An 18,395-nucleotide genomic window follows, 5' to 3' on the forward strand; every position below is an offset into this window, starting at 1 on the left:
GGTGCCTGCAAGATGTCGATGGGTGCCGGTTGCGAGCAGATCGCGTCAGGCCAGGTCGCCCTGCAGGGCGCCGTCGATCACCACGGCCTCGCCGTCGAGGAACACGCTGTGGTTGCGCATGGGCAGGTCGAAGTGCCCCAGCGTGTGGCGCCCGGCGTGCTCGTTGGCGCCCGTCGAGTAGAGAAAGTTGCCGGCGAACGCTCGCTGCTCGGTGCCGTTGGTCTGGCTCCGGTCGTACATCGACAGGGTGTCCCACCGCGCTCCCGGGTTCATGCCCCAACCCACGTGGCTGGTCGCATACGCCTCGCGGTCGCCCCACGCATCGGTGTAGCTGCGGAACAGCGCCGCGTCGGTGCCGACGCCCTCGACGTCGACGACGTAGTCGCCTTCGATTCTCAGCGTGACCGGCGACTCGATGTACCGCTTGAAGGTGAGGTTCATGTCGCCACGGTCCATCACGATCGTGCCGTTCACGGTGTTGGCCTTGGGGAAGGCCAGGCAGAGCCCGCCCGGCCAGTGGCTGATCGTGCCCGGCCGAGCGGTGTAGCCCCATCCGCCGCCGCACGGCGCCCCGTCGACGTCGACGACCAGATCGGTGCCCGCTGCCGAGGTGACGTGCATCTGCGAGGCAGCGATCAGCTTCTTGATGCCGACCTTGACTTTCGGCTCGAGGTCAGGCTCCGGCGAGAGACGCTCGAGGGCTTCGGGGTGCTCATTGGACACCATCAGGATCCGGGTGCCCTCGCCCAGGATCTTCGGGAGTTCCGGAGCGTGCAGGAGCCCTTCCACCGTGCAGTCGACCACGAAATCCACCGCGCCGAGCGCAGCGAGCACTGCCGCCGAGCCGGCGATGGCGTCGGACGCGCCCGTCGACCTCACCGGCACCGGCGCCGACTGGCGAGGCGTGGGCACCACGACGTGGACCGGCGGCGTGCCGAGCCGATCCAGGGCCAACTCGGCCAGGTTCACGTTCACGGCCCTGCTCTGGCTCTCGGACAGGATCGCTGCCGTCTGGGGCGGTTCGACGCCGCACATCTCGAAGACCGACGAGAAGGCATCGATCCACTTCGCTTCGATTCGCTCGACCAGCATCTGGTCCTCCAGATTCCCGCAGTCTGCTGACTATGCGCCAAGTTAGAGGCTGTGCGGAGCGCCGCGGCCGCTGGGTGTCAGGCTGCTTCTACGGTGGCGAGGTGGGCGGCGTCGTTGAACCGTCGTACTTGCCACAGGCACCGCCCGTTGAAATCGAGCAGCTCCAGCTCGGTGATGGCGGTCACCGAGGTCACCACGCCGACGCCCCGATGACTGGGCGGGATGCCGAAGGCCATCGCCATGGCCGCAGAGGCGATGCCGCCGTGGCACCCCACAAAGATCGTCTTTCCCGCATGGGCTGCGGCGATGTCGTTGAGCGCCTGTGCAACCCGGTGGCGGAAGCCTGCGCGGCTCTCACCGCCGTCCACCACGGGCGCGTATGGCTGGTCCATCGGCTGGATGAACCCGAAGCGCTCGCGCGCCGCCTCCCAGGTCATGCCGTCGGCAGGTCCGAGCCGCATTTCCTCGAGGTCATCGTGGAGATGGACATCGAGATTCCCGCGCTCGGGCCCGCTGCCGAGTGCTGGCAGCACGATGTCGGTGGTCTCGCGGGCCCTGGGCAGCGGCGAGGAGTAGACGACGTGCACCTCGGGTTCGCGGCCGGCAGCGAACCGGTCGCGCAGCGCCGCCGCTTGGGCGCGGCCCCGGTCGGTGAGGCCCCGACACCCCTGGGGTCCGCCGACGATTCCTTCGGCCATGGCGACGGATTCGCCGTGCCGGACGATCAGCAGCCGCGAGAGCAGTTGCTCGTCAGCCATATCGCCTGCTGCCGACATCCACACCGGAAGACTCTAGGTGTGCGCAACGACTGCCGTTCGGCGCGGCGCCAGCCGGAGAGGTCGGCTCAGCCACCGTGCAGGCCGTGGTGAGTCTCAGTGAAGCCGGGTCGAACACCGGCACGGCTCCACTCCGTGCCTCCCTGGCCACGCAGAGCCCGGGAATGCCCTCGGCCGCTGTGACGACAGCGCCCACCGCGTCGATGAGATGCTCCGACTGACGCGAGAACACAAGCGCCTGGACGCCGTGGTGGGCCGCTGCAGCCGGGCGGGAGTAGCCGGCGCCTTTCAGCCGCTCGACCGTCGAAGCAACGGTTAGGTCGGCGCCGTCGACAAACAAACAGAACTCATGCGTGGTCATCACAGGCGCGTTACCTCTCGCTGCATCGCTGGATGCCGGAAGCCGTGGTCGCATGGCCAAGCGTCCGGCCGGTCTGCGGCACTCTAGTAGCGATTGCTTATCTACCGTCAAGAGCTTTAGTTTCAACTAATTTCCATATTTTCCGTGTAGTTTAGGAATCTGTCTCTGGCAATCTGTTCGGGGCGGCCGCCGGCCCGCACGCCGCAGCGGGCGTGCATTCGCTAGCGGGACAGTCCGGAGCGCCGCGCCGACGCGACCGGAAAGTGCCTGGGCCGTAGCATGCGGCCCGATGACAGGTGACACGGGGATGTCCACGCCGCAGCACATCGCCTATCGAGCGATGGTGGCCTCCGACGTCGGCTCGGTTCCTGTGGGGTGCATGGGCGAACCCGACGAACTAGCAGAGCGGATCGCCAGCCTTGGATCCGCTGCGATCCTGGCATTCGAGGGAGACCGCCACGTCGGGCAGCTGCAGTTCCGGAGGTACATCCCCGGACAGCGAAGCCCCAACAACATCTGGGATCCGGTGTACTGGATGGACTTCGACGGCCGGGCACCGACCCTTCCCCCCGGCACGATCAGCGTCTTCTGCTATCACGTCGGCCAGCTTGACGACACCGACGACCGCGACAGCCGCTACTTCGGTCGGGGCATCGGGGCCGGGCTGCTCGACCGCATGCTGGAGTGGGCGTCCGCCACCGGCGCGGCGGCCGTGTCGCGAAGGCGTCGCCGTCGTTGAGGCCGGTGATGGGCTTCATGGGCGGTCAACCCGTCGAGGTCTACGAGGAGCGAGGCTTCCAGACTGTCGCAAGCTGGTCCGACCCCGATCTCGCCGAGGCGGTCGTCGAGCGTGGCATCGCGACCACTGAACAGCTCCCGGCCGCGGCCACCGTCAGCTGCTGCGTCCTGAACCTTTCCGAGCGCCCCTGACAGAGCCTTCGGCCGATTCCTGAGCCGTAGCCTGCAGGACGGCGAGTAGCGAACACCGGAGGTTGTGATGGGATCGATCACCTCAGACATCGAGCCAACCGTCGATCCGGCCGAGGTGGGCTTCGACGCCGGTCGGCTGGAGCGCATTGCCGCCCATCTGGATCGCTATGTCGACGACGGGCGCTTCCCGGGCGTGTCGGTGCTGCTGACGCGTGGCGGCCAGATTGCGTACACGCACCGCTACGGCCAGCGAGACTGCGAGCGATCGCTGCCGGTCACCTCCGACACCATCTTTCGCATCTATTCGATGACCAAGCCCATCGTGTCGATCGCAGCGATGCAGCTGTACGAGCAAGGGTTATTCCAGCTCGCCGATCCGGTCTCGCGTTGGATCCCGGAGTTTGCAAATGCACGCGTGTTCGCCGGGGGCAACGTGATGCAGTACCAGACACGGGAACCGGCGAGCGAAGTGACCGTCCACAGCCTGCTGACCCATACCTCCGGCCTCACCTACGACTTCCACTTCGCCAACGAGGTCGACGCGCTGTACCGGGCCAACGGCTTCAACTGGGGTGCCCCGGGCAACCTCGAGGAAACCTGCGAAGCCCTCGCATCGCTCCCGCTGTTGTTCGATCCGGGCACCGAGTGGAACTACAGCTACTCCACCGATGTCTTGGGCCGTGTCGTCGAGGTCGTCTCGGGTCAGTCGCTCGACGAGTACCTCGTCGAACACGTGACCGGGCCGCTCGGAATGACCGACACGGGCTTCCAGGTGCCCCCCGCCGATGTCGAGCGCTTCGCAGCCAATTACACGACCGCCACGCTGGCGGCACGCGAGGCAGCCGGCAACACCGGGCCGACGCCCCCGGCATACCGACCCGACCATCCGGGCCTGCGCCGCTCGCTGATGGATGACCCGCGCACGTCGGCCTACCTGGGGCCGCCCAAGATCCTCTCCGGCGGAGGGGGACTGGTGTCGACGATGGGCGATTACCACCGGTTCACCCAGATGCTGCGCAACGGCGGCGAACTGGATGGCACCCGCACCATCGGCCGGCGCACCCTCGAGTTCATGGCCAGCAACCACCTGCCAGGCGGCACCGACCTCACCGAGTGCGGTCGGGCGCTGTTCTCAGAAGCCGCTTTCGACGGCGTCGGCTTCGGCCTGGGCTTCTCGGTGGTGCTCGATCCCGCCAAGGCGAAGGTGGTCTCCAGCAAGGGCGAGTTCGCCTGGGGAGGGGCTGCGTCGACGGCGTTCTGGGTGGATCCGACGGAAGACATCACCCTCGTCTTCCTGACACAGCTGTTGCCGTCGAGCGTCCACCCGATCCGCCCGGAGCTGAAGGCCCTCGTGTACCAGGCACTGGTGTGATGGCGGATTTCGACCTGGTCATCGTAGGCACCGGCTCGGCCAATTCCATTCCCGGCCCCGAGTTCGACGACTGGTCGATTGCGATCGTCGAGCGCGGCACGTTCGGCGGCACCTGCCTGAACGTGGGCTGCATTCCCTCCAAGATGTTCGTGTACGCGGCCGATGTGGCCGACACCATTGCGACGGCAGGCGACTACGGCATCGCCGCCAGCTTCGACAGCGCCGACTGGCCTGCCATCCGGGATCGCGTCTTCGGCCGCATCGATCCCATCGCCAGCGGGGGGCGCGACTACCGCTCCGGCGCCGAATGCCCCAACATCACCGTGTTCGAGGGTGACGCCCGTTTCGTGAGCGACCGGCGCCTGGCGGTGCGCATGGGCGACGGCAGCACCGAATCGGTGTCCGGGCGGCATGTGGTGCTCGGGGCCGGCGCTCGGGCATTCCTGCCGCCGTACCGCGGCCTGGGCACGGTGCCGTTCCACACCTCTGACACGGTGATGCGGCTGGACTCGCTGCCGGAGTCAATGATCGTGCTCGGCGGCGGCTACATCGCCTGCGAGCTGGGCTATGTGTTCTCGGCGCTGGGCACCAAGGTCACGATGATCAACCGGGGAGAACGGCTGCTGCGGGCCGAGGACGACGATGTGTCTGCGGCGTTCACGATGGCGGCGCAGCGCCACTTCGACCTGCGCCTCGGCGCGACGGTGAGTTCCGTGCGCGGCGGAGCCGCGACCGGCGATTCAGTGCGCGGCGGAGCCGCGGATTTTGTGTATGCCACCGACGGCTCGCCCAGCGCCCATGGCAACAGCTACACAGTCGAGTTCACCCGTGACGGCAGCGCCGAGTCTGCGAGTGCCGATGTGCTGCTGGTCGCCACCGGGCGAGTGCCTAACGGCGATCAGCTGGCCCTCGACCTTGCGGGAGTGGACGACGAAGACGGCCGTGTGCTGACCGATGAGTACTACCGCACCTCGGCGCCGGGCGTCTGGGCCTTCGGCGACCTGTCCAGCGAAATCCAGCTCAAGCATCTCGCCAACGCGCAGGTGCGGGCGCTGAGGCACAACCTGCTCGTGGCCGAGGGCCAAGCCGATGGCCCCATGCACACCGTCCGGGAAGACCTGGTTCCCCATGCAGTGTTCTCCCACCCGCAGGTGGCCTCGGTCGGCCTCACGGAACGAGATGCTCGGGCAGCGGGACTGCCGATCTCGGTGGCGAACAAGCCTTTCGGCCACACGGCGTACGGCTGGGCGATGGAGGACACCGCCAGCTTCGCCAAGCTGATCGCGCACGCCGAGACCCGTGAGCTGCTCGGCGCACACATCATCGGTCCCCAGGCGTCCACGCTGATCCAGCAGCTGATCCAGGGCATGGCTCTCGGCCAGACCGTCGATCAGATGGCCCGCGAGCAGTTCTATATCCACCCGGCGTTGACCGAGGTCATTGAGAACGCCCTGCTCGAGCTGTAGCCGGCTGAGCTGTCCCTGTCGATGTGTGGCTGGCTCAGCCGCGTTCAGTCGATCCGGCGGGCGTCGGGAATCAGGTTGATCTCCCAGATCACCTCCTCGAGCCGATCCTCGGCCGAGACCGCCTCGTAGCGGCACGGTCGCTCGGGCGTGACCGTCGATGGTGCCGGAGTGAGGATGGTGGACGGGCGGGGGTGGCAGAACTGCACCACGCTGAGCCGGCTGGTGTGCTGGCCTGGGTCGGCCTTGACGCGGTGCCAGCCGGCGCCGATCAGGCCGTTGGTGACGTGCTCCAGCATGATCCCCGAGTTGATGATGACATGATCGTCTGGCGGTGCGGCATCGACCCACCCGCCGTCGATGCGCACCTGCAGCCCGCGGTCGGTGGCCCGGGGCAGGGCGGTGATGAGGTTGATGTCGGCGTGCTCGTCGGCCCAGATGTGGCCCTCGCTGCCGCCGCCCGGGGCGTGTGACATCGGCGGGTAGTGAATGGCCCGGGACAGGTGCGTGCCGTAGGTGGTCATCCGGTCGAAGTAGGTCTCGTGGGCGCCGATGCCCTCCGCGATGACGCGCAGGAAGCGTCGCTGCAGCTCGACGAGCCGGCGATGGAATTCAGTGAGCGTCGCACCGGCGCCGTCGATGTCGTCATCGGGGAAGATCGACGGCCGGTACCAGCGGCTGTACTTGGTTGTGAGCGGGTGGCCAGCGGGGGGCTGATCGCTCCAATTGAACATCTCCTTCCAGTCGGGAACGTCGGAGATGGCGGCGGTCTCGGTGAGGCGTCCGGTGTACCCGCGGGCGCCGAACGACTCGGTGTCGACGTAGCGCTTCTTGGCGTCGGTTTCGAGTGCGAAGAACCGGCTGAGCACGCCGTATGCGTCGTCGAGCAGACCGCCGGAGAGATCGTGCGCCGTGTAAACGAAGCCCGTTCGCAGGCTGGCCATGACGCCGTCGGTGACCGACCTGCGCTGCGCCGGCGAACCGTGCTCGAAGGCCAGCAGGTCCACGTCGAGGATTTCGTACATAGCGCCCTTCAGTCTTCCCGCTGGCGCGCCAGCCAGGCTTCGTAGCGCGCCGGGTCGGTCCATGCGCCGGTCGCTGCGTCGAAGCGAGCCGCTTCGGGTGCCATCTGTGCCGGGTCGGCGGTGCGAGCCTGGGTGCTCGACACCGTGCCCACCCAGTCGGGCAGGTCGAGCACTAGTTCGGCAGGGCAGTCGTGCGGTGGCCGTGCGGCAATGGCGACCGCCGGCAGTGCAGCGATGGATGCGTCCCGGCGTGCCAGGTCGTTGCCGTAGAACACGGGGTCGTGGATCTGCTGCCACTTGTCGGCGCCCATCACGATGACGTCGAAACCGGCAGCGATGTCCGACAGCAGCTGTGCGTCGGTGACGTCGATCTCGAGCCAGTCGATCGGCGCAGCAACCTCCTCGAGCACGGCGATCCGGTCGGCGAGCCGCGGGCGCTGCACGTCTTCCTTGGCGAGAGCCACCCGGCTCACCGACCACACGAGCCCGTCGAGCCGGTGCTGTTCGAGCACGGCCTCGCTGATGGCCAGATGGGCCGTGGTGGGCGGGTTGAACGAGCCGGGAAACACCCCCCGCCGCATCGTGCCTGCGGACATTTCCTCAGCCTGCGTCTGTTGCGGTGTCTCCGGTGACGGCGCCCGCGATCGTGATCGATCCCGCCGTTCCGCTGCTGCCGTCGGCGAGTTCGCCGATCACTGCGGCGTCATGGCCGCTGTCGCGCAGCTCGCGGACAGCGTCGCCGGCGCGTGCGGGATCGCAGCTGAACAGCAGGCCGCCCGAAGTCTGGGGATCGCCGAGCACGATGCGGGTGAGCTCGTCGCTGCCGTCGAGGCGCTCGGCCAGGTGATCCAGGTTGCGGCCGGTGCCCCCGGGCACGAAGCCGTCGGTGGCGAGCCCGACCACATCGGGCAGCAGCGGCACTGCGCCGGCATCCACCACGGCATTCGCTTCGCTGGCCGCAGCGAGTTCTGCGAGGTGTCCCAGCAGTCCGAACCCGGTGACGTCCGTGGCCGCCGTGGCTCCTGCCCTGATGGCCGCGGCGGCGGCTGCGTCGTTGAGCCGGCACATCTCGGCCACGCCGGCCTCGTAGGCCGCATGCAGGTCGCCGCTCGGCTCGACGGCCTCGGGGCCCGAACGCTTCAGCGCGGTCGCGAGCAGACCGGTGCCGAGCGGTTTGGTCAGCACCAGCGCCTGGCCCGCCTGCCCACCGACGTTGGTGAGCAGGCCCGTGCCGTCGCTGGCCGGCCGGCAGGTGCCAGTCACCGACATGCCATAGAGCGGCTCGGGCGCGTCGATGGTGTGACCGCCGGCCACCACCCAGCCGCCGTCCGCCGCGGCATCCGCACCGCCGGCGAGCACCTCGCCCAGCAAGTCCAGCGGGAGCACATCGCGCGGCCAAGCCGCCAGGTTGAGGGCGAACAGCGGACTGGCACCCATCGCGTAGATGTCGCTGGCGGCATTCGCCGCCGCGATGCGCCCCCACGTGCGCGCATCGTCCACGATCGGCGCGAAGAAGTCGGTCGAGTTCACCAGCAGCCGGTCGCCGTCGAGCCGCCACACGGCGGCATCGTCGCTGGTGTCGGTGCCGACCACCAGGTCCGGGTGCGACGGGGGAGTCAGATAGCGCAGAACCTGCGCCAGCTCGGAAGGCCCGAGCTTGCACGCTCAGCCCGCACCGTGGCTGTACTGGCTCAGCCGGAACGCCGGGCTGTTCGCAGTGCTGTCGGTGGGCACAGCGGCAACGGTACCGACGTGGCGACCCGGTTGGCCTCCGGGGTCGGGACCAGCAGTTTCAGTCGTAACTGCAGACGGCGCCGACGATGAGTTTGAGCGCCGGCTCGGCGTCGATGCTGTAGGCGACCTCGCAGTTGGGCGTGGCGTCGGTGCCGGGCCGTTCGTCGGCGACGGTCATGCCCCGGGTGAGATCGCCGCTCGTCTCCACGTCGACGTGTCGGGCGCCGAAGGCGAACAGCTCAGGGTGCGTCACGGCCAGCACTGCGCAGGGGTCGTGCATGGGCGCGGCATCCAGCCCAGCGCGCTCGCGGTAGCCGGCGAGGTAGAAGTCGAACAGGCCCGCCACGAACTCAGGCACCATGCCGCCCTGCTCCCGCAGGGCGAAGATCTCGTTCTGCCCCACGCACAGCTGGTGGGTGAGGTTGAGCCCGGCCATGCGCACCAGAGGCACCCCGGCGGCGAACACGATCTGGGCGGCATGGGGATCTGCCCAGATGTTGAACTCGGCCGTCGGCGTGACATTGCCGGGCCCGACAGCGCCGCCCATCAGCGAGATGCCCGCTACCTGATCGACGATGTCCGGCGCCTGGCGGATGGCCAGCGCAATGTTGGTGAGCGGCCCGACGGGCACGAGCCACACGTCGTCGTGCGCGCGCACCGTCTCGATGATGCAGCCGACCGCGTCGTTGCTCGCCGCCGCCAGGTGCACGTCTGGCCGTGGCGGCCCGTCGAGCCCGGTCGCCCCGTGGGCACGCGGCGCATGCGCCGCGGGCACCAGCAGCGGCCGGTCCGCACCCGCATGCACCGGAATGTCCAGCCCGGCGAGCTGGCACATCAGCAGCGCGTTCGCCGTGGTCATCTCCAGCGGGGCGTTGCCCGACACCGTCGTGATCGCCAGCACTTCGCAGTGGCGGACCGCCAGCAGGATGGCCACCGCATCGTCGTGGCCCGGATCACAGTCGAGAATGATCCTCGGGCTCACAGCTTGGTGATGCTGGGCGCGGGGGCGTCGGTCTCGCCCCAGTAGTGGGGGAGACGCAGGTAGCCGAAGCGCGTCAGCTCGACAACCGATGCCAGCCCCTGGATCTCCTTGATCCGCTGGATCGAGCGGATGTGCGAGGCCATCTCGTAGAACAGCATCCAGATAGCGCACTCGAGCGTGTTCACGATCATCCGCTCGTCGTCGGGATCATGCCAAGCACCCCGAGGGAGCACCGTGATGGCGTCGTCCCAGAAGAGCGTGCTGTGACGCGACTCCACCATCTCGCGAAACGTCTCGACCCGATGAGACGCGACCACATAGCGCATCCAGCTCAAGCCAAGGTCGAGCTTGTCGAGCAGATCGGGCACCTCCCAGAACAGCTCAGGATCCAGCCGCAGCCCGTGCTTGTTGTTGCGTCCCTGGTGATGCTCGGCCCACACGATCGGCTCGGGAATATCGCCGTCGGGCCACAGCAGCATCCCGCAGCGCCGCTTCGCGAAGATCAGCGACACCCAGGCGATGTGGCTGATCTGCCGCCGGATCGACCACCACATCAGCTCCCGCTCGGGAGACTGGTCGTCGAGATCGAGCTGCGCATCGCTCAGCCCGTCGACCTCGGCGCGCAGCCACAGATCGATGTGGGAGAAATACGGCATCGTGCCGGCCGCGTCGCCGACTGGCATCTCCAGCACCGAAGGATCGACCCGAGCCATGCCCGAACGCTAGCGATCCGCGGTCAGTCAGTTTCGAAGGCGCGGGGGTCGGGGCAGGCGCACATGAGGTTGCGGTCGCCGTAGGCACCGTCGATGCGGCTCACCGGCGGCCAGTACTTGTCGGCCACCAGCGTCGCCACGGCGGTGCCGGCCGGGTAGGCGGCCTCGGTGCGCGAGTAAGGGTGCTCCCACTCGTCGGCCAGCACGTCGATGGCCGTGTGGGGTGCGTTGGCGAGCGGGTTGTCGTCGGCTGGCCACTCGCCCGCCGCGACCTTGTCGATCTCGGATCGGATCGTCGCCATCGCATCGCAGAACCGGTCGATCTCCGCCAGCGATTCGCTCTCGGTGGGCTCGATCATCAGCGTCCCCGCGACCGGGAACGACATCGTCGGGGCATGGAATCCGAAGTCGATGAGCCGCTTGGCCACGTCGTCCACGCTGGCCCACTCCGAGTACGGCCGCAGGTCCACGATGCACTCGTGCGCGACCAGCCCGTAGCGGCCCTGGTACAGGATCGGGAAGTGCTCGCCGAGTCGCGAGGCGAGGTAGTTGGCCGACAGGATCGCCGTCTGTGTGGCTTGGGTGAGGCCCTCCACGCCCATCATGGCGATGTACATCCACGGGATCGGCAGGATGCCCGCAGAGCCCCACGGCGCCGATGAGATAGCGCCCGGGCCGGTCTCGGGGCCCGCATCGGGTGCCAGTGGGTGGTTGGGCAGGTACTTGGCCAGGTGCAGGCGGCACGCCACCGGCCCGATGCCCGGCCCGCCGCCGCCGTGGGGAATGCAGAACGTCTTGTGCAGGTTGAGATGGCTGACATCGGCACCGAACGTGCCCGGTGCGGCGAGGCCGACGAGGGCGTTGAGGTTGGCGCCGTCCACATAGACCTGCCCGCCCGCTTCGTGCACCTTGAGACAGACCTGCCGGATGCCGTCCTCATACACGCCATGTGTCGAGGGGTAGGTGGCCATGAACGCGGCCAGCTGATCGCCGTGCTCGGCGATCTTGGCGTCGAGGTCGTCGAGGTCCACGTCGCCGTCCTCGGTGCAGCCCACCACCACCACCCGCATGCCGGCCATCACGGCCGACGCGGCGTTGGTGCCGTGCGCGGAGGACGGGATAAGGCACACCGTGCGGTGGGTGTCGCCGCGGTCGTCGTGGTAGCCCCGGATGGCGAGCAGCCCGGCCAGCTCGCCCTGCGAGCCCGCGTTGGGCTGCAATGACACGGCGTCGTAGCCGGTTATCGCCGCCAGCCACCGTTCGAGGTCGGCGATGATCTGGCGGTAGCCCTCCCACTGCTCGGGCGGCGCAAACGGGTGGATGTCGGCGAATTGCGGCCAGGTGATCGGGGTCGTCTCCGCCGCGGCGTTGAGCTTCATCGTGCAGCTGCCCAGCGGGATCATCGAGCGGTCCAGCGCCACATCGGCCGAGGCCAGACGGCGCAGGTAGCGCATCATCTCGGTCTCGGAGCGGTGTGAGTGAAAGGTGGGGTGCGTGAGGAACTCGCTGGTGCGCCGCAGCTCCCCGGCGATTCCCGACGGTGCCGAGGCTGCCAGCGTTCCGATCGACACGCTGCCGTGCGCCTCGCCGCCGTCTGCTTGGGTCGCGAAGGCATCCAGCACCCTGGCGACCGTGCCCTCGTCGCAGGTTTCGTCCAGCGAGACGCCCACGGTGTCGGCGTCGATGCGGTGCAGGTTGATGCCGACGCTGAGCGCGGCGGCCAGCACCTCGTCGGCACGGCCGGCTACCTCCACCGTCAGCGTGTCGAAGAAGGTGTCGTTGCGCACACGCAAGCCCAGGCTGCCCACGCCGGCGGCGAGCGCCGCGGTCAGCCGGTGCACGCGCTCAGCGATGCCGGCCAAGCCGTCGGGACCGTGCCACACCGCATACATCGAGGCCACCACGGCGAGCAGCACCTGCGCGGTGCAGATGTTGCTGGTGGCGCGTTCGCGCCGAATGTGCTGCTCACGAGTCTGCAGCGCCAGCCGGTACGCGGTCCTGCCGGCCGCGTCCACCGAGACGCCCACGAGCCTTCCCGGCATCGAGCGGCGGTGCTTCTCGCTGGTCGCGAGGAATGCTGCATGCGGACCGCCGAAGCCAAGCGGCACACCGAAGCGCTGCGAGCTGCCCACCACGATGTCGGCGCCCTGCTCGCCGGGCGGCTGCAGCACGCAGCACGCCAGCAGGTCGGCGGTGACGGAAGCAATCGCGCCGGTGCCATGCAGAGCTTCGATCACAGGTTGAAGGTTGCGGACGGCACCGCTGCTGCCGGGATACGCCAGCAATGCTCCGTACACCTCCGCAGGTGCCAGATCGGTCGCCGGGTGGCCCACCACGATGTCGATACCGAGCGGCTGGGCACGTGTGCGCACCACATCGATGACCTGGGGATGGCAGTCGGCATCGACGAAGAAGCGGTCCGGCCCGCTTCGCGTGATGCGGCGGGCCATGGCCATCGCCTCGGCGGCAGCGGTGCCCTCGCACAGCAGCGACGAGTTGGCGATCTCCATGCCCACCAGATCGCACACCATCGTCTGGTAGTTGAGCAGCGCTTCGAGCCGCCCCTGGGAGATCTCGGGCTGGTACGGCGTGTATGCCGTGTACCACGACGGGTCTTCCAGCACGCCGCGCCGGATGACTGCGGGCGTGAGCGTGCCGTAGTAGCCCAGCCCGATCAACGAATGCACCTGCGTGTTGGCGTTCGCCAGCCAGCGCATCGCTGCGGTGGCCTCGGTTTCGGTGAGGGGCCGGTCGATGCCGTCGAGCACGATCGGCTCGTCGATGCGGATCTCTGCTGGCACGGCGGCGTCGACGAGGTCGCCGAGCGAGCCGAACCCGAGCCGCTTGAGCATGACGGCAACGTCGTCGGGCTGCAGGCCGATGTGGCGTGCGGCAAATGCCCCTTCCGCGCTCGTAGGTACCGGGGGTTCACTCATACGCCATGCCTCCGTGCAAGGGGCTTCGTGCGGTCTCGTTCATGTTCACGGCGATCATCACGATGGCCACCAGTAGCGATGTTCCACGAACGGCAGCGGGGCGACCCGGCACGGCTCGGGGCCCTTGCGGCCCTCGGCAAGCAGCTCGGTGCCGTCGGATGCGAAGTCGGCCTCGACGTAGGCCATGGCGATCGGCGCTTCGACAGCAGGGCCGAAGCCGCCGCTGGTGACCATGCCGACGCTGGCGCCGTCGGAGGTGGTCAGCATGGCGCCGTCGCGAATGGGCCGGCGGCCGTCGGCTGCGATGCCGACCCGCTGGCGCGGCGGCCCGTCACGCAGCTGCGCCGTAATGATTTCCGCGCCGGGGAAGCCGGCCTCGGCGCGCCGGCGCTTGGGGATCGACCAGCCCAGTCCGGCCTCGGCCGGGGTGGTCGCTTCGGTGAGCTCGTGGCCGACCAGCGGCAGGCCCGCCTCGAGTCGCAGCGTGTCGCGTGCGCCGAGCCCTGCGGGGACCACGCCATCAGCGCTCAGCAGCAGCCGTGCGACATGCGTCGCCTCGCTCGCCGGAATGGAGACTTCGAACCCGTCCTCGCCGGTGTACCCGCAGCGCGACACCTCGCACTCGACGCCGTCGATCGACAGCGTGGCCGTCGTCATGAACGCCAGCTCCGCCGCTGGCGGCGCCCAGCGAGCCAGCACGCCGGCCGCCGCGGGGCCCTGCAGTGCCAGCAGCGCGAGGCCTGATTGCAGCTCGACGCTGACGAGTGCGTTCGCCTCGCCTGTCGTGTCTGCTCCGCCTGTCGCGTCCGCCGTGTCGACTGTGTCAGTCGCCCGGCGTGCCGGTCGGTCGCTGAGCCGTGAGGACAGCACAGACAGGTCGGCCTCGGTGCGAACGGCGTTCACCACCAGCCGCAGGCGGTCGCCGAGATTCGACACGATGAGATCGTCGAGCACCCCGCCCGCATCCGTGGTGAACAGCGTGTAGCGCATCCGGCCCGGCGTCAGATTGACGATCGACCCTGGCACCGAGCATTCGAGCCACGCGGCGGCTTCCGCCACGTCCACGCCGTCGGCGGGCCGGACCTCGATGATGCCCATGTGGCTGACGTCGAACAGTCCGGCCGCGGTGCGGGTGGCGCGATGCTCGGCCACGGTGCCGTCGCCGTAGCGCATGGGAAGCGCATGGCCGCCGAAGTTGACCATCCGCCCGCCGAGTTCGGTGTGCAGGTCGAACAGCGGGGTGCGTACGCCGCCGGAGTCTGGATCGATGTCGGGCTCGCGTACGCCGCCGTTGGCGTCAGTCATTGACCGGTGCGTGTCAGTCAGTCGGCCAGGAGCTCGGCGATGCGACCCTTCGGACGTCCGACGACGGCGCGGTTGCCGCGTACGACCACCGGGCGCTGCATGAGCGCCTTGCGCTGGCTCAGCAGCTCCACCACTGCGCCGGGATTGTCGACGTAGTCGTCGGCGTTCAGATTCAGCTTCTTGAATTGCGAGTCCTTGCGCACCAGGTCTTCGACGGGGTCCTCGAGAATCGACACCAAGTGTTCGAGCGTCTCCCGGTCGGGCGGCGTCTTCATGTAGAGGACGACATCGGCCTCCACTCCAGCGTCCTCGGCGACCGCCAAGGCATTCCGGGAAGAGTTTCAATGCGGGTTGTGGTAGATCGTCACCTCGGCCATGAGGCCGAAGTTACCTGCGCGAGGCGCCCAAGTCTGGACAGGCGGCCTGGGAGTCTGCCGGCCAGTCAGTCAGCCGGTCAGCCAGCCCATCGGCCAGCCGGGGATCAGGGCAGCAGCGTGGACAGCGGCCGTTCAGCGCCGAGCGGCGTCGTCGAGGCATCCGCGGCTTCGACTTCTTCGCGTGTGACGCCCAGCATGAACAGGATCGCGTCCAGGTACGGCACGTTGACGGTGGTGTCCGCCGCATCGGCAACCACCGGCTTGGCGTTGAAGGCGATGCCGAGCCCCGCCGCCGTCAGCATGGGGAGATCGTTGGCGCCGTCGCCCACCGCCACGATCTGCTCCAGCGGCACGCCCTCGATGTAGGCGAGCTGCCGCAGCAGCCGCGCCTTGGCCTCGGCGTCGATGACTTCGCCGACCACCTCGCCGGTCAGCCGGCCGTCGCGGATCTCGAGTTCGTTCGCGTAGGCGTGATCGAACTTGAACCGCTTCGCCAAGTGATCGGTGAAGTGCGTGAAGCCGCCGGAGATGATCGCCACCTTGTAGCCCAGCCGCTTCAGCGTGCGGGCAAAGGTGCGGGCGCCCCGTGTCAGCGACATGTGCACGATGGCCGTGTCGATGATCGAGACGGGCTGGCCGACCAGCAGCCGCACCCGCTGGCGCAGCGACGTCTCGAAGTCGATCTCGCCGGCCATGGCGGCTGCGGTCAGCTCAGCCGAACGGGCTTCGTGCCCGGCCTCGGCGGCCAGCAGGTCGATCACCTCGTTGCGGATGAGGGTGGAGTCGACGTCCATCACGATCATGCGGGTGGAGCGCCGCGAGAGGCCGTGCGGCTGAACGGCGATGTCGATCCGGCGTTCGGCGGCCACCTCGATCAGGTCGGTCCGGAGCTTGTCGCCCTGCGCACCCTCCACCAGGAACTCGTAGCTCCAAACCGGAAAGCGGGAGAGCCGGTGAATGCGGTCGATGTTCCCGCCGCTGGCGGCGATGGCCCCGGTCACGACCGACAGGTCGGCGGGTTTCAGCTCGGGGGCCAGGGCGGTGACCACGAGGCGCTCCGCGTGCCGGGTCGGCGTGGCGTCGACGACCTCGAAGTTCATCTCCAAGCCCCGCTCGTAGCCGAACAGCAGCACTTCTTTGACCAGGTCTCGGCCTGCGGGAACCGTGATCGCGAGCCCGAGCGTGAGCTGGCGGCGCACCACGACCTGCTCCATGTCCTGCACGTCCGCGCCCGCATTCGAGAGCAGGGCCAGCAAGTCGGTGGTGATGCCCGGGCCGTCGGGACCGGTCACCCGGATGAGGATCGTGTCCTTCGGGGCGTCGGCGTGGGCTGCATCTTCGGCTGCATCGCCGGCTGCATCGTCGTCGGGAACCATCGGGTGCCGCAGGCTACTGCCCAGTAGGGCTATGGGAATCCGGGCGTGCCGCGTAGGCTGAACGTATGCCGAGCTACCGATCTGTCACCTCTACAGCAGGCCGAAATCAGGCCGGGGCTCGAGCCTTGTGGCGTGCCACCGGCATGACCGACGACGACTTCGGCAAGCCGATCATCGCCATCTCCAATTCGTTCACCCAGTTCGTGCCGGGCCATGTCCATCTCAAGGACCTCGGCCAACTCGTCGCCCGCGAGATCGAGGCCGCCGGGGGAGTGGCAAAGGAGTTCAACACCATCGCCGTCGACGACGGCATCGCCATGGGCCACGATGGGATGCTCTACAGCCTGCCGTCGCGCGACCTCATCGCCGATGCGGTCGAGTACATGGTGAATGCCCACTGTGCCGATGCCCTGGTGTGCATTTCCAACTGCGACAAGATCACCCCGGGGATGCTCAACGCCGCGATGCGGCTGAACATCCCGACGGTGTTCGTGTCCGGCGGCCCGATGGAGGCCGGCAAGACCAAGCTGGCCACCCAGAAGGTCGACCTCATCAACGTCATGGTGGTGGCCGCCGACGACTCGGTCAGCGACGAGGACGTTGCCGAGATGGAGCGGTCGGGCTGCCCCACGTGCGGTTCGTGCTCGGGCATGTTCACGGCCAACTCCATGAACTGCCTGACCGAGGCGCTCGGCCTGTCGCTGCCCGGCAACGGGACGGTGGTGGCCACCCATGCAGACCGCCGTGAGCTGTTCTTGGAGGCGGGCCGGCTGGTGGTCGAGTTGTGCCGCCGCTACTACCAGGAGGACGACGCATCGGTGCTGCCCCGTTCGATCGGCAGCTTCGAGGCGTTTGAGAACGCGATGACGCTCGACATCGCGATGGGCGGGTCCACCAACACGATCCTGCACCTGCTGGCCGCGGCTCAGGAGGCCGAGCTCGACTTCACGATGGCCGATATCGACCGGCTGTCGCGCAAGGTGCCGAACATCTGCAAGGTGGCGCCGGCGTCGGAGTTCTTCCACGTCGAGGACGTGCACCGCGCCGGGGGCGTCATGGGGATCCTGGCCGAGCTGAACCGGGCCGGTCTCATCGCCAACCAGGTGCCGACGGTGCATTCGGCGACCATGTTCGACGCCATCTCTCGCTGGGACGTGGCCACGAACGACGATGCGTCGCTGGCCGAGTTCTTCCGGGCGGGCCCGGCAGGCATCCCGACGCAGGTGGCGTTCAGCCAGTCGGAGCGCTACCGCACGCTGGATCTCGACCGTGAGCGGGGCTGCATCCGCTCGGTCGACAGCGCGTACTCCGCCGACGGCGGGCTGGCGATCCTGTACGGCAACCTCGCGCCCGACGGCTGCGTCGTGAAGACGGCCGGGGTGGACGAGTCGATCTGGGTGTTCGCCGGCCCGGCCCATGTGGTCGAGAGTCAAGACGAGGCGGTGGAGCACATTCTCGAGGGCGAGGTGGTCGCCGGGGATGTCGTGGTGGTGCGCTATGAGGGTCCGCGGGGCGGCCCCGGCATGCAGGAGATGCTGTACCCCACGTCGTACCTGAAGTCGAAGGGCCTCGGCAAGGCGTGCGCCCTGGTCACCGACGGGCGCTTCTCGGGCGGCACGTCGGGCCTGTCCATCGGCCATGTTTCACCGGAAGCCGCTTCCGGCGGGCTCATCGGGCTGGTGCGCAGTGGCGACATCATCGAGATCGACATCCCGAACCGCACCATCAACCTCGCCGTCGACGACGCCGAGCTGGAGCGACGCCGCGCCGAGCAGGATGCGGCGGGCTGGCAGCCTGTCGAGCCGCGCCCACGCCAGGTCAGCACCGCACTGCGGGCTTACGCGGCAATGGCCACCAGCGCCGACCGGGGCGCGGTGCGCGACCTGTCCCTGCTGGGCTGAGCGGCCCACGCCAGCGCCTGCTTCGGATCCAGTTGCGCGCGTCAGCCAGCGT

General features: G+C 68.5%; 17 protein-coding genes. 5 read left to right on the top strand and 12 right to left on the bottom strand.

Translation table 11 applies throughout. The features are described from left to right. Positions 1 to 45: 45 nt before the first annotated feature. The 3 genes from ACOGXD_RS12445 to ACOGXD_RS12455 all read right to left on the bottom strand — a co-directional run bounded on the left by ACOGXD_RS12445 (position 46) and on the right by ACOGXD_RS12455 (position 2,229). Complete coding sequence (locus ACOGXD_RS12445; RefSeq protein WP_419915353.1) at positions 46 to 1,092, bottom strand: peptidase M29; 1,047 nt, start codon at positions 1,090 to 1,092, stop codon at positions 46 to 48. A gap of 77 nt (positions 1,093 to 1,169) precedes the next feature. Next, positions 1,170 to 1,850 (bottom strand): histidine phosphatase family protein, encoded by a 681-nt coding sequence (locus ACOGXD_RS12450; RefSeq protein WP_419915354.1) that lies wholly within the window; start codon positions 1,848 to 1,850, stop codon positions 1,170 to 1,172. Next, entirely contained in the window at positions 1,843 to 2,229 is a 387-nt protein-coding gene (locus ACOGXD_RS12455) for a hypothetical protein (protein ID WP_419915355.1), read from the bottom strand. Before ACOGXD_RS12455 ends, ACOGXD_RS12450 begins: the two co-directional genes overlap by 8 nt. 289 nt (positions 2,230 to 2,518) lie before the next feature. On the opposite strand from ACOGXD_RS12455, the gene ACOGXD_RS12460 reads away from it, so the two are divergent. From ACOGXD_RS12460 to ACOGXD_RS12475, 4 genes are all read left to right on the top strand, one after another. Continuing rightward, positions 2,519 to 2,968: a hypothetical protein gene (locus ACOGXD_RS12460; RefSeq protein ID WP_419915356.1), complete on the top strand. Its 450-nt coding sequence runs from the start codon at positions 2,519 to 2,521 to the stop codon at positions 2,966 to 2,968. Between the two features lie 17 nt (positions 2,969 to 2,985). Continuing rightward, positions 2,986 to 3,159, top strand: coding sequence for a hypothetical protein (locus tag ACOGXD_RS12465; protein ID WP_419915357.1), 174 nt, complete (start codon positions 2,986 to 2,988; stop codon positions 3,157 to 3,159). Between the two features lie 67 nt (positions 3,160 to 3,226). Continuing rightward, complete coding sequence (locus tag ACOGXD_RS12470; protein WP_419915358.1) at positions 3,227 to 4,531, top strand: serine hydrolase domain-containing protein; 1,305 nt, start codon at positions 3,227 to 3,229, stop codon at positions 4,529 to 4,531. Continuing rightward, positions 4,531 to 5,997, top strand: a complete 1,467-nt coding sequence (locus ACOGXD_RS12475; protein WP_419915359.1) for a mycothione reductase — start codon at positions 4,531 to 4,533, stop codon at positions 5,995 to 5,997. Before ACOGXD_RS12470 ends, ACOGXD_RS12475 begins: the two co-directional genes overlap by 1 nt. Positions 5,998 to 6,041: 44 nt before the next feature. On the opposite strand, the gene ACOGXD_RS12480 is transcribed toward ACOGXD_RS12475, so the two are convergent. The 9 genes from ACOGXD_RS12480 to serB form a co-directional block, all read right to left on the bottom strand. Further along, positions 6,042 to 7,019 carry an isopenicillin N synthase family dioxygenase gene (locus ACOGXD_RS12480; protein WP_419915360.1) on the bottom strand — a complete coding sequence of 326 codons (978 nt, stop codon included), beginning with the start codon at positions 7,017 to 7,019 and terminating at the stop codon, positions 6,042 to 6,044. A gap of 8 nt (positions 7,020 to 7,027) precedes the next feature. Continuing rightward, positions 7,028 to 7,615 (bottom strand): hypothetical protein, encoded by a 588-nt coding sequence (locus ACOGXD_RS12485; RefSeq protein WP_419915361.1) that lies wholly within the window; start codon positions 7,613 to 7,615, stop codon positions 7,028 to 7,030. A 4-nt stretch (positions 7,616 to 7,619) separates the two neighbouring features. Beyond that, a complete protein-coding gene (gene selD, locus ACOGXD_RS12490; protein WP_419915362.1) occupies positions 7,620 to 8,753 on the bottom strand; it encodes a selenide, water dikinase SelD in 1,134 nt (377 codons plus the stop codon). A 58-nt stretch (positions 8,754 to 8,811) separates the two neighbouring features. After that, positions 8,812 to 9,735 carry a nucleoside hydrolase gene (locus tag ACOGXD_RS12495; protein ID WP_419915363.1) on the bottom strand — a complete coding sequence of 308 codons (924 nt, stop codon included), beginning with the start codon at positions 9,733 to 9,735 and terminating at the stop codon, positions 8,812 to 8,814. Continuing rightward, positions 9,732 to 10,448, bottom strand: a complete 717-nt coding sequence (locus tag ACOGXD_RS12500; RefSeq protein WP_419915364.1) for a hypothetical protein — start codon at positions 10,446 to 10,448, stop codon at positions 9,732 to 9,734. Before ACOGXD_RS12500 ends, ACOGXD_RS12495 begins: the two co-directional genes overlap by 4 nt. Positions 10,449 to 10,471: 23 nt before the next feature. Further along, a complete protein-coding gene (gene gcvP / locus ACOGXD_RS12505) occupies positions 10,472 to 13,384 on the bottom strand; it encodes an aminomethyl-transferring glycine dehydrogenase (protein ID WP_419915365.1) in 2,913 nt (970 codons plus the stop codon). Between the two features lie 57 nt (positions 13,385 to 13,441). Continuing rightward, positions 13,442 to 14,587, bottom strand: a complete 1,146-nt coding sequence (locus ACOGXD_RS12510) for a glycine cleavage T C-terminal barrel domain-containing protein (protein WP_419917404.1) — start codon at positions 14,585 to 14,587, stop codon at positions 13,442 to 13,444. A 119-nt stretch (positions 14,588 to 14,706) separates the two neighbouring features. Then, the gene (locus ACOGXD_RS12515; protein ID WP_419915366.1) at positions 14,707 to 14,988 is read right to left on the bottom strand and encodes an ArsC/Spx/MgsR family protein; all 282 of its coding nucleotides are present in this window, start codon (positions 14,986 to 14,988) and stop codon (positions 14,707 to 14,709) included. A gap of 182 nt (positions 14,989 to 15,170) precedes the next feature. Beyond that, positions 15,171 to 16,442 (bottom strand): phosphoserine phosphatase SerB, encoded by a 1,272-nt coding sequence (gene serB, locus ACOGXD_RS12520; RefSeq protein ID WP_419915367.1) that lies wholly within the window; start codon positions 16,440 to 16,442, stop codon positions 15,171 to 15,173. A gap of 65 nt (positions 16,443 to 16,507) precedes the next feature. Between serB and ilvD the strand changes: the two genes are divergently transcribed. Further along, entirely contained in the window at positions 16,508 to 18,343 is a 1,836-nt protein-coding gene (ilvD, locus tag ACOGXD_RS12525; protein WP_419915368.1) for a dihydroxy-acid dehydratase, read from the top strand. Positions 18,344 to 18,395 lie beyond the last annotated feature (52 nt).

It is taken from the genome of Candidatus Poriferisodalis sp. (assembly GCF_965204125.1).
Lineage (GTDB): Bacteria > Actinomycetota > Acidimicrobiia > Acidimicrobiales > Poriferisodalaceae > Poriferisodalis.

Coding starts and splice junctions, on each gene's coding strand:
- ACOGXD_RS12445 (WP_419915353.1), bottom strand. CDS start 1,092: ATGCTGGTCGAGCGAATCGAAGCGAAGTGGATCGATGCCTTCTCGTCG.
- ACOGXD_RS12450 (WP_419915354.1), bottom strand. CDS start 1,850: ATGGCTGACGAGCAACTGCTCTCGCGGCTGCTGATCGTCCGGCACGGC.
- ACOGXD_RS12455 (WP_419915355.1), bottom strand. CDS start 2,229: ATGACCACGCATGAGTTCTGTTTGTTTGTCGACGGCGCCGACCTAACC.
- ACOGXD_RS12460 (WP_419915356.1), top strand. CDS start 2,519: ATGACAGGTGACACGGGGATGTCCACGCCGCAGCACATCGCCTATCGA.
- ACOGXD_RS12465 (WP_419915357.1), top strand. CDS start 2,986: ATGGGCGGTCAACCCGTCGAGGTCTACGAGGAGCGAGGCTTCCAGACT.
- ACOGXD_RS12470 (WP_419915358.1), top strand. CDS start 3,227: ATGGGATCGATCACCTCAGACATCGAGCCAACCGTCGATCCGGCCGAG.
- ACOGXD_RS12475 (WP_419915359.1), top strand. CDS start 4,531: ATGGCGGATTTCGACCTGGTCATCGTAGGCACCGGCTCGGCCAATTCC.
- ACOGXD_RS12480 (WP_419915360.1), bottom strand. CDS start 7,019: ATGTACGAAATCCTCGACGTGGACCTGCTGGCCTTCGAGCACGGTTCG.
- ACOGXD_RS12485 (WP_419915361.1), bottom strand. CDS start 7,615: ATGTCCGCAGGCACGATGCGGCGGGGGGTGTTTCCCGGCTCGTTCAAC.
- ACOGXD_RS12500 (WP_419915364.1), bottom strand. CDS start 10,448: ATGGCTCGGGTCGATCCTTCGGTGCTGGAGATGCCAGTCGGCGACGCG.
- gcvP (WP_419915365.1), bottom strand. CDS start 13,384: ATGAGTGAACCCCCGGTACCTACGAGCGCGGAAGGGGCATTTGCCGCA.
- ACOGXD_RS12510 (WP_419917404.1), bottom strand. CDS start 14,587: ATGGTCAACTTCGGCGGCCATGCGCTTCCCATGCGCTACGGCGACGGC.
- serB (WP_419915367.1), bottom strand. CDS start 16,442: ATGGTTCCCGACGACGATGCAGCCGGCGATGCAGCCGAAGATGCAGCC.
- ilvD (WP_419915368.1), top strand. CDS start 16,508: ATGCCGAGCTACCGATCTGTCACCTCTACAGCAGGCCGAAATCAGGCC.